Raw genomic sequence first — 8746 nt, 5'->3', positions numbered from 1 at the left:
GCATCTCTCGTTGTTCATGTCATAGCCAAGTAAATGTAAAATCCATGAATCATAATCTCAAAACTCCTCTTTGAGAGTAAACCCGATTTCTTCTGCTTGAGCTTTTGCGTAAGGAAGGGAGATGATAACATCTCCCAAAAGTCTATATTTATATCCAATCGTTTCATCTTGTGGAAAGGATAGAACATCTGTAGGCTTGTCTTTTCCTCTCCACTCTTTATTTATTTTTCTAATTCTTTCATTATCTGTCAATGTGATGCTTATTTCAACATTATTAAGATTAAGCTCTGATAAAATTTTTTCAGTGATATCTTTTAAAAATTTCTTTGTTATTTCTTTACTATAAACTTCTTTGTTGATTAAAATTCTATTCTTTTGAGTTTTGTTCTTCATATCTATTGTAAGCCTCTATTATTCTTTGTACTATTGGATGTCTGACAACGTCTTTTTCAGAAAATTTAACAAACCCTATTCCTTTGACATCTTGTAAAACATTTATAGCTTCTACTAAACCGGATTGGGCTGTTTTTGGTAAATCTATTTGAGTAATGTCTCCGGTGATAACAGCTTTTGAACCAAAACCAATTCTTGTCAGAAGCATTTTCATCTGTTCTTTTGTTGTATTTTGTGCTTCATCAAGAATTATAAAAGCATCGTTTAAAGTTCTTCCTCTCATGAAGGCAAGGGGTGCAACTTCTATAACCTTTTTTTCTATCATGTCAGCCACTTTTTCCGGGTCTACCATATCATAAAGTGCATCGTACAATGGTCTTAGATACGGGTCTACTTTTTCTTCTAAGGAGCCGGGCAAAAATCCAAGCTTTTCTCCTGCCTCTACTGCCGGTCTTGTGAGAATTATTCTATTTACTTTATTTTGTTTCAAATAAGAGACCGCTACAGCCATTGCAAGGTATGTTTTACCTGTTCCGGCCGGACCAATTCCAAATGTTATATCGTTTTGTTTTATAGTTTCTACATAAAGCTTTTGAGTTGGAGTTTTTGCCATTATTGGCTTTCTTTTATGAGAAAATAGGATAGTGTCAGCAAAATCTTCTTCTTTTTGTGTTTTTGGGCTTTCTTTTTCAAGTTTAAAGCCAATAGCAAGATTTCTAATATCAGAAGGCATTAAAACGTGTCCAACTTCAAAATAAGAAGACACCTTTTCCATAAATTCTTCAAATCTGTCTAAATTTTCTTCTTTTCCTGATGCTATGATTGACGTTCCTCTTGCAAAGATTTTTAGTCCGAAGATTTCTTCAAAGAATTTGAGATTTTCATCCTTTGTTCCTACAACGTTAAAAAATGCTTCCGCCGGGATTTGAACTTCTAATTTTAAAATCCTTTTTACCTCCAATCTAAAATTTTGTGTTTAATTTATGCAAGTTTTTATAGTTTGCCATACATATACGTCGGGTTAGAAATTCAACAAAAGCAAGAGATTCTTCGCTTCGCTCAGAATGACAGACAAGGCTACCATTTCTTTGATGCTTATCATTTAACCTTTGACCGTCATCCTGAGGACTTTAATCTAAAGGATCTCCTTATCTAAATTTTATAAAAATCCCTGTTTTCTCACTCTAAAGCATTTTAACATATTTTTTATTATTTCAGGATGGCAAAAATAAAAATTCCAAATAAAAAGTAATTTTGAGTAAGCGAGTAATCCTATCCTAAGCTTTTTAAATAATGCCTCTTTTTGACTTATACAAATATTTCAGAAAATGGAAAATTTTTAGTTTCTAATATTAGAAAAAATTTGCAGGAGGGTTTTTTATGAAAAAAATTATAGTATTTTTGGGAACAGCAGGTTTATCTATCGTGCTAAACTCATGTGCTACATTAACAAGAGGAACTGAAGAGGCATTAGAAATTAAAACAGATCCGCCTGGAGCTACAGCTAAAATTTTACAAACAGGGGAGACGTGTCAGACTCCTTGCGCTTTAATTAAAAAAAGGAAAGATGAATTTACAGTAAGAATTGAAAAAGAAGGGTATAAACCTTTAGAGGTACCTGTCAAAAGTGTTATCGCTGAAAGTGGTGCTGCAGGAATGGCGGGAAATGTAATCTTGGGTGGTATAATAGGTGCAGGGATTGATGCTGCTACTGGAGCGACAAAAAAATTAGTGCCTAATCCAATTGATGTTAAATTAGAAAAAATTGACGAAATAATTAAAAAGAATTCTGAAAATATAAAGAATTAAAACTATCAAAAGGAGGTAGCTACTCTACTACCTCCACCTCTTTTTCTCTACTTGCTTGACCTTTAATTATCTTTATTTTACTTTTTGGAACATCAAAAAAATCAGATAAAAGCTCAATGACTTTTTCGTTTGCCTTTCCTTTTTCCGGTATTGTAGTTGTTCTTACTTCATAAAGATACTCATCTATCTTTTTAACTTCGTTTTCACTTGCACCCGGCTTAACTTTTACCTTTATTCTCACCTTTCTCTAATTCCTGCTATAAATTCTTCAACCATCTGTCTTGCTTGATAGTCTTTATACTGGATTGGTGGGTGTTTCATTGTGTATGCAGAAATAGAATATAACGGACCACCTATTCCTCTGTCTTGAGCAAGTTTAGCACATCTTATAGCATCTATTGCAACCCCTGCACTGTTAGGTGAGTCTTCAACTTCCAATCTAAGTTCAATGTTCATAGGAACATCGCCAAACAATCTTCCTTCTATTCTGATAAAAGCAAGTTTTTTATCTTTTAGCCATGGCACATAATCACTTGGTCCAATATGAACGTTTCTTGGGTCTATGCCGTAAGGTATCAAAGATGTAACAGCTTCTGTTTTAGATTTTTTCTTAGTTTCTAATCTGCTTCTTTCAAGCATATTTAAAAAGTCAGTATTACCACCAACGTTCAATTGATATGTTCTATCTATTTTAACGCCTCTTTCTAATAGAAGCTGAGTAAGAACTCTATGCGTAATTGTTGCTCCAACTTGCGATTTAATGTCATCTCCGATTACCGGTATGCCTGCTTCTTCAAATTTTTTAGCCCATTCATCGTCAGATACTATGAACGTTGGCATACAGTTTATGAATGAAACACCTGCTTCTAAGCAAGCTTGAGCATAGAATCTTGCTGCCTTTTCAGCCCCAACCGGCACATAGTTAACTAAAACATCTGCCTTTGATTCTATCAATACTTTTATAACTGTTTCTAAACTATCTTCTTTTGTATCTGCTAATACAAAAGCATTTTCTGGAGGGTAGTTTTTCATATGTTCTGGGTAACCGTCAAGGACTTTACCCATTCTGACTTTAACGCCCATGTGCGGAACATCTCTTTTAAAAACGGTAGTACAGTTTGGCTGTGCAAAAATTGCCTGACTTACATCAAAGCCTACTTTTCTGGCATCTATATCCCATGCTGCCACTATTTCTATGTCCCAAGGTTTATATCCGCCTATTTCTTCGTGCATTATTCCGCTTGCTTCTAAATTTTGCTTATCTTTGTAATAATAAATTCCTTGAATCAAAGCACTTGCGCAGTTTCCAACTCCGGCAATAGCTACTCTAATTTTCTTATCAGACAATTTATCGCCTCCTTATAATATAACTTGTTTTGCTTTTATGATTTCTGGTATTTGATGAATTTCCTCTAAAATTTCTTCATTTAATCTATCGTCAAGCTGAAGAGCTCCAAGAGCAATTTTACCTTTTTCTAATCTTCCAAGCCTAAATCCTGCTATGTTTACATTATGTTTTGCAAGCAATGTCCCAAGTTTTCCGATTACACCCGGGACGTCTTTGTTTTCAAACATTAAGATTACACCTTGTGGTTCAATATCTATCCAGTAGTTATCAACCATCATGATTCTTGGGAATTTATCATAAAGAGCAGTTCCACCTACAGACACTTCTTTATCTTTAGACCTTGCAGTGATTTTTATAAACTCTTTAAAGTTAAGTCCTGCCTCTCTTGTAGATTTGACGATATTAACCCCTCTTTCTTTTGCTATGAAAGGTGCATTAATTATATTAACAGGTGTATCTAAAATTGGCGATAAAAAGCCTTTCAAGAAAAATGCTGTTATTGGCTCTATATGCTGTTTTATGCTTCCTCTAACTTCTATGTTTATCTCTGTAAAATGTCCTCCTGCATACTGGGTTAGAAAGCTTCCAAGCTTTTCTGCAAGTTCAAGATATGCCTTTATGTTTTCAAATCCTTCTGTTATTGTAAATGGTGCGTTTACTGCCACCTCAACAAACTGACCTTTTAAAGCAGCTATAACATACTGAGCTATTTTAATTGCAACGTTATCTTGTGATTCGTAAGTATTTGCTCCAATGTGTGGAGATAGGCTAATATTTGGAAATTCAAATAATCTTCTGATTCCATCATCCGGTGGCTCTTTTGAGAATACATCAAGTCCAAGCCCGGCTATTTTGCCTTCTTGAATTGCATCATATAAAGCATCTTCATCAACGATTCCACCTCTTGCACAATTTATGAAATAAACACCTTTCTTCATAAGGTCAAACTCTTTTTTTCCTATCATATTTCTTGTTTCTTCTGTTAATGGACAATGAAGAGTGATAATATCAGACATCTTTATAAGCTCATGTAAATCATCTATTATCTCAACGCCAAGCCTATCACCTTTTTCTTTTGGAATGTATGGGTCATAAGCTATAACCTTTGCTCCTGCTGCTTTACATCTGATAGCAACTTGGGAACCAACATTACCAAGACCAATTATTCCAACCACCTTTCCATCTAACTCTTCACCCATAAACTTTGACCTTTTCCACTCGCCAGCCTTTACAGAGTCATGAGCTAAATGTAGTTTTCTTAAGACTGCGTACATATGTGCCATTGTGATTTCAGCAGCACCGATCGTATTAGCCCCCGGAGTATTTACAACTAAAATACCTCTTCTAGAAGCTTCTTCTAAATCTACGTTATCAACACCTACCCCTGCCCTACCTATTACCTTTAACTTTTCTGCTCTTTCTAAAAGTTCTTTTGTAACCGGCGTTCTACTTCTTGTGATAATTGCATCATAATCTTTAATTATTTCAAGTAATTCATCAAATTTAATCTCTGGTTGATAATCAAGGTCTATTTCTTCATCGTTGCTTAATATTTCCAATCCTTTTGGAGATATATCATCAGTGACTAAGACTTTGTACATAATAATAAAATCCTCCTGCGAATTTTTTAAAGTATTATTATAACTCAAATCATTGATTATATGTTAAAATAAACATTATTTAAAACACGGCAGTAGATTATCATTTCAATTAAGGGTGATAAAATAGTGGTTTTTATAGTATATAAAAAATGAGATCCTTCGGCCTTGCGGCCTCAGGATGACACGGAAAAAGATTGATTGATAAACATTAGAAAAAGGGCAACCTTATTTATCATTCTGAAGACGTGCGAAGAATCTCCTACTTTTATTGAATTTCTCACCTAGCGTATTTTTAAATTTGATTTATGTTTTTTTAAATAGAATGAATTGAAACATTGTTTAAACAAAGTAGCAGACTATATTAAATTAAAAAACTCTCTACAAGGATGGTAAAAATGTATTATAGAAAGTTTAATGATTATCTTAAAGAAAAATACGGTGGAAGAATTCAGAAAATAGCAATAGATGCAGGTTTTACGTGTCCTAACAGAGATGGGTCAAAAGCATCGGGTGGATGTACATTTTGCAATAATGAATCTTTTAGTCCGTATGCTATGACAAAGCAAACCGTAAAAGACCAGATAGAAAAAAGTATGGAATTTTATAAGAATAAATTTAAAAACACAAAAGGTTTTCTTGCATACTTTCAGGCATTTACAAATACTTATGCACCGGTTGAAAAGCTTAGAGAGGTTTACGACCAAGCAATGAGTTATCCGGAAATAATCGGAATGTCTATCGGAACAAGACCAGACTGTGTACCGGAGGAAGTTCTTGATTTGATAGCTTCCTATACCATTGAAAAACCAGAAATATGGATAGAGTATGGTCTGCAAACAGCCCATTATAAAACACTAAAAAAAATAAACAGAGCTCATGGAGTTTCTGAATTCGTTGATGCAGTCCTAAGAACTAAAAAAAGGTCTTCAATAAAAATCTGCGTACATGTTATTCTTGGGTTGCCGGAGGAAGACTATGACGATATGATGGAAACAGCAAAGCTTATTACGGCGCTGCCAATAGATGGTGTAAAAATCCATCCTCTTCACATAGTAAAACATACTGCGATGGAAAAGCAGTATCACATAGGAGAAATAAAAGAGCTTGATATGAAAGAATATGCAAAATTAGCCGTTGACTTCTTATCTTACTTGCCAAAAGATATAATAGTCCATAGGATAACAGGAGAAGCTGCAGAAGATGAACTTGTAGCTCCATATTGGTGTTCCCCAAAACATAAAATGGAAGTTTTAAAAGCTATAGAAGAAGAGTTTCAAAAAAGAGAAAGATTGGAAAAGTTAAGTTTAAGAGTTGTTTAAGAAGTGAGAAAGTTATTAAATAATTAGCGATTAATGTCCCAGGCTATTAAGCAACTCTTTTAAGAGAGTGTTTCAAAATTTTTGCAACTTTAATTTTTTTAAACTGAAAAAAGAATTGGTGAGAAATGTTGAAGATTCTTCGCCTGCTGAAGAATGACGAAGTGTTAGGCTATCAACCTGAGGACGATAGTCCGAAGGATTTCCTCTTTCAAAAAGTGAGGAAAAAGGAGATTCTTTGGCGGTTGCAGAATGACGGTCAAGAGACTGGTTAATTTTAGACTTGGTTGAAACTTAGAACAACGTAATTTTAAAAGTTGTTTAAGAAGCGAGAGAGTTATTACTAAGTGATAAAAGTCTGGTTATCTCAAACTTATTCCAAAATTATAAATAATCGGGACTAAAAACCTTTGTAGAAAAATGATAATCAGTATCACAATAAAAGGAGCAAAATCTACGTTATAGATAACCGTTGGAATATATCTTTTGATTAATCTGAAGGCCGATTCGGTTGCATTTCTTAGAAATTTTACGATTGGATTATAAGGGTCCGGATTTACAAAAGATATTAAGGTTGAGGCTATGACAATCCACTTATATATTTCAAGGGCAATGTCCAAAACTTGAGACATTGCCACAAAAAATTGAGAAATGACAAACATTTAGCTTGGATATTCTACAAATTCAATTAAAGCTTTTTCTCCACCATCTCCAATTCTTCTTTTTTCCAATTTATAAATTCTTGTATATCCGCCATTTCTCTCTTTAAATAATGGTGCTATTTCAGTATACAATTTCTTTGCAACCTTTTGGTCTTTTAATCTTTGAGCTAACAATCTTTTTGCATGGACAGTGTCTTCTTTAGCCAAAGTTACAAGATCTTCAATAAAAGGTCTTAAAGCTTTTGCTTTCGGAAGAGTTGTTTCTATTCTTCCATTAAGTATTAAGCTTTTTGCAAGATTTATAAATAAAGCTTCTCTATGTTCTTTTCTTCTATGAAAACTTTTTGTTTTTACTCTATGACGCATTTTTTAAGCCTCCTTTTTATTGAGATGTTGATTTTGATGGGGCTAATTCTAATCCCATTTCTGCTAAAGCATCTTTGATCTCTTTTATAGATTTTCTTCCAATGCTTTTAGCTTCTTTTAAATCCTCTTCAGACAATCTCACTAAATCACCAATTGTATTTATTCCAAGCTTTCTAAGATTATTTATAGCTCTTGAAGAGATTTCCAGCTCATCTATAGATAAAGAAAGTTTATCCTCTTCAATTTTTATTTCTTCAGGTTTTGGGGCTACAGTTTTCTTAATTACCTGAACTTTTTTAACGGTTGGTTTTTGTAAAATATTAAAATGGTCAATAAGAATGTTTGATGCCTTTGTTAATGCTTCATCCGGTGTAATTGTCCCGTCTGTCTCAATTTCCAAAATTAATTTATCATAATCTGTCTTATCTCCAACTCTTGTAGGTTCCACATTAAAGGCAACCCTCTTAATTGGAGAGAAAGCTGTATCTATAATTATCCAACCTATTTCTGAAATAGGTTCTAATTCTTCAACTGTTTTATAACCAATACCTCTTTCTACTCTAAATTCCATTTGTAATTTTGTAGGTTCAGAGATTGTACATATATGAACATCTGGTGTAACTAACTCTATTCCTGCAGGAAATTTTATATCTTTTGCATAAACTTTACCTACATTTTCTGCTTCCAATATAGCAAAATCTCTTTCTATATTCTCATCTATTTTTAATCTTATCTGTTTTAAATTTAGTACTATTTCAGCTACATCTTCTATTACGCCTTTAATTGTTGTAAATTCATGAGGAACACCCATTATCTTAACAGCTGTAATTGCTCCTCCGGGTAATGAAGAGAGCAAAACTCTTCTCAAGGCATTACCAATAGTTATACCAAACCCTCTTTCTAATGGTTCAACATAAAGCTTTCCGTATGTGTCTGTTTTAGTTGCCTCATCCCAGTAAATTTTTGTTGGCATTACAAAATCTAACAATGACATTCTAACTCCATATTAAACCGGTGTACATCCGGTACCGGGTTATTTATTTACCGCCTATTTTAACCCCCACACCCGGCAGGCGGTTTTGGGGAATATCATTACATTGAGTAGTACTCAATGATGTACTGAACGTTAACCGGAATTTCTAATTCAATTTCCTCTGGAATTTCAACAACCTTACCTCTAAGATTATCTTTATCGAGCTCCAACCATCTTGGAACAGAACGAGGGTCTCTGCTTTCTAAATTTTCTTTAAA

General features: G+C 33.7%; 10 protein-coding genes and 1 pseudogene. 2 read left to right on the top strand and 9 right to left on the bottom strand.

Features of this window, described 5'->3' with window-relative positions; all coding sequences use genetic code 11:
- Nucleotides 1–57: 57 nt before the first annotated feature.
- Together ybeY and SULYE_RS03535 are read right to left on the bottom strand one after the other, a co-directional pair.
- Entirely contained in the window at nt 58–393 is a 336-nt protein-coding gene (gene ybeY, locus SULYE_RS03540) for an rRNA maturation RNase YbeY (protein WP_007546570.1), read from the bottom strand.
- A complete protein-coding gene (locus SULYE_RS03535) occupies nt 368–1354 on the bottom strand; it encodes a PhoH family protein (protein WP_007546568.1) in 987 nt (328 codons plus the stop codon). Before SULYE_RS03535 ends, ybeY begins: the two co-directional genes overlap by 26 nt.
- A gap of 419 nt (nt 1355–1773) precedes the next feature.
- Here SULYE_RS03535 and SULYE_RS03530 point away from each other — a divergent pair, with 419 nt between their 5' ends.
- Nucleotides 1774–2202, top strand: coding sequence for a PEGA domain-containing protein (locus SULYE_RS03530; protein WP_007546567.1), 429 nt, complete (start codon nt 1774–1776; stop codon nt 2200–2202).
- A gap of 19 nt (nt 2203–2221) precedes the next feature.
- On the opposite strand, the gene SULYE_RS03525 is transcribed toward SULYE_RS03530, so the two are convergent.
- From SULYE_RS03525 to serA, 3 genes are read right to left on the bottom strand one after another with little or no spacing between them, the layout of a single operon-like run.
- The gene (locus tag SULYE_RS03525; protein ID WP_007546565.1) at nt 2222–2443 is read right to left on the bottom strand and encodes a DUF167 domain-containing protein; all 222 of its coding nucleotides are present in this window, start codon (nt 2441–2443) and stop codon (nt 2222–2224) included.
- Nucleotides 2440–3549 (bottom strand): inositol-3-phosphate synthase, encoded by a 1110-nt coding sequence (locus SULYE_RS03520; RefSeq protein ID WP_007546563.1) that lies wholly within the window; start codon nt 3547–3549, stop codon nt 2440–2442. Before SULYE_RS03520 ends, SULYE_RS03525 begins: the two co-directional genes overlap by 4 nt.
- Before the next feature lie 12 nt (nt 3550–3561).
- On the bottom strand, nt 3562–5151 hold the full coding sequence (gene serA, locus SULYE_RS03515) for a phosphoglycerate dehydrogenase (RefSeq protein ID WP_007546561.1): 1590 nt from the start codon (nt 5149–5151) through the stop codon (nt 3562–3564).
- Nucleotides 5152–5546: 395 nt separating this feature from the next.
- Here serA and SULYE_RS03510 point away from each other — a divergent pair, with 395 nt between their 5' ends.
- On the top strand, nt 5547–6470 hold the full coding sequence (locus SULYE_RS03510; RefSeq protein WP_007546559.1) for a TIGR01212 family radical SAM protein: 924 nt from the start codon (nt 5547–5549) through the stop codon (nt 6468–6470).
- Between the two features lie 359 nt (nt 6471–6829).
- Here the strand turns inward: SULYE_RS03510 and SULYE_RS03505 are convergent, their stop codons facing one another.
- From SULYE_RS03505 to rpsD, 4 genes and pseudogenes are all read right to left on the bottom strand, one after another.
- A complete protein-coding gene (locus tag SULYE_RS03505; RefSeq protein WP_043989056.1) occupies nt 6830–7129 on the bottom strand; it encodes a YggT family protein in 300 nt (99 codons plus the stop codon).
- A complete protein-coding gene (gene rplQ, locus SULYE_RS03500; RefSeq protein ID WP_007546558.1) occupies nt 7130–7495 on the bottom strand; it encodes a 50S ribosomal protein L17 in 366 nt (121 codons plus the stop codon). It lies immediately after the preceding gene.
- 16 nt (nt 7496–7511) lie between these two features.
- Nucleotides 7512–8489, bottom strand: coding sequence for a DNA-directed RNA polymerase subunit alpha (locus SULYE_RS03495; RefSeq protein ID WP_007546556.1), 978 nt, complete (start codon nt 8487–8489; stop codon nt 7512–7514).
- Between the two features lie 98 nt (nt 8490–8587).
- Nucleotides 8588–8746 (bottom strand): annotated as a pseudogene (gene rpsD, locus SULYE_RS08340) (30S ribosomal protein S4); the annotation flags it as partial.

The sequence above is a fragment of the Sulfurihydrogenibium yellowstonense SS-5 genome (genome assembly GCF_000173615.1).
Lineage (GTDB): Bacteria > Aquificota > Aquificia > Aquificales > Hydrogenothermaceae > Sulfurihydrogenibium > Sulfurihydrogenibium yellowstonense.
Note: the sequence above shows the minus strand (reverse complement) of the source record. Positions and strands in the feature narration are given on the sequence as shown.

What these genes read in the sequence shown, in the direction of transcription:
- ybeY (WP_007546570.1), bottom strand. Translation starts at nt 393, where the DNA reads ATGAAGAACAAAACTCAAAAGAATAGAATTTTAATCAACAAAGAAGTT.
- serA (WP_007546561.1), bottom strand. Translation starts at nt 5,151, where the DNA reads ATGTACAAAGTCTTAGTCACTGATGATATATCTCCAAAAGGATTGGAA.
- SULYE_RS03495 (WP_007546556.1), bottom strand. Translation starts at nt 8,489, where the DNA reads ATGTCATTGTTAGATTTTGTAATGCCAACAAAAATTTACTGGGATGAG.
- SULYE_RS03505 (WP_043989056.1), bottom strand. Translation starts at nt 7,129, where the DNA reads ATGTTTGTCATTTCTCAATTTTTTGTGGCAATGTCTCAAGTTTTGGAC.
- rplQ (WP_007546558.1), bottom strand. Translation starts at nt 7,495, where the DNA reads ATGCGTCATAGAGTAAAAACAAAAAGTTTTCATAGAAGAAAAGAACAT.
- SULYE_RS03530 (WP_007546567.1), top strand. Translation starts at nt 1,774, where the DNA reads ATGAAAAAAATTATAGTATTTTTGGGAACAGCAGGTTTATCTATCGTG.
- SULYE_RS03510 (WP_007546559.1), top strand. Translation starts at nt 5,547, where the DNA reads ATGTATTATAGAAAGTTTAATGATTATCTTAAAGAAAAATACGGTGGA.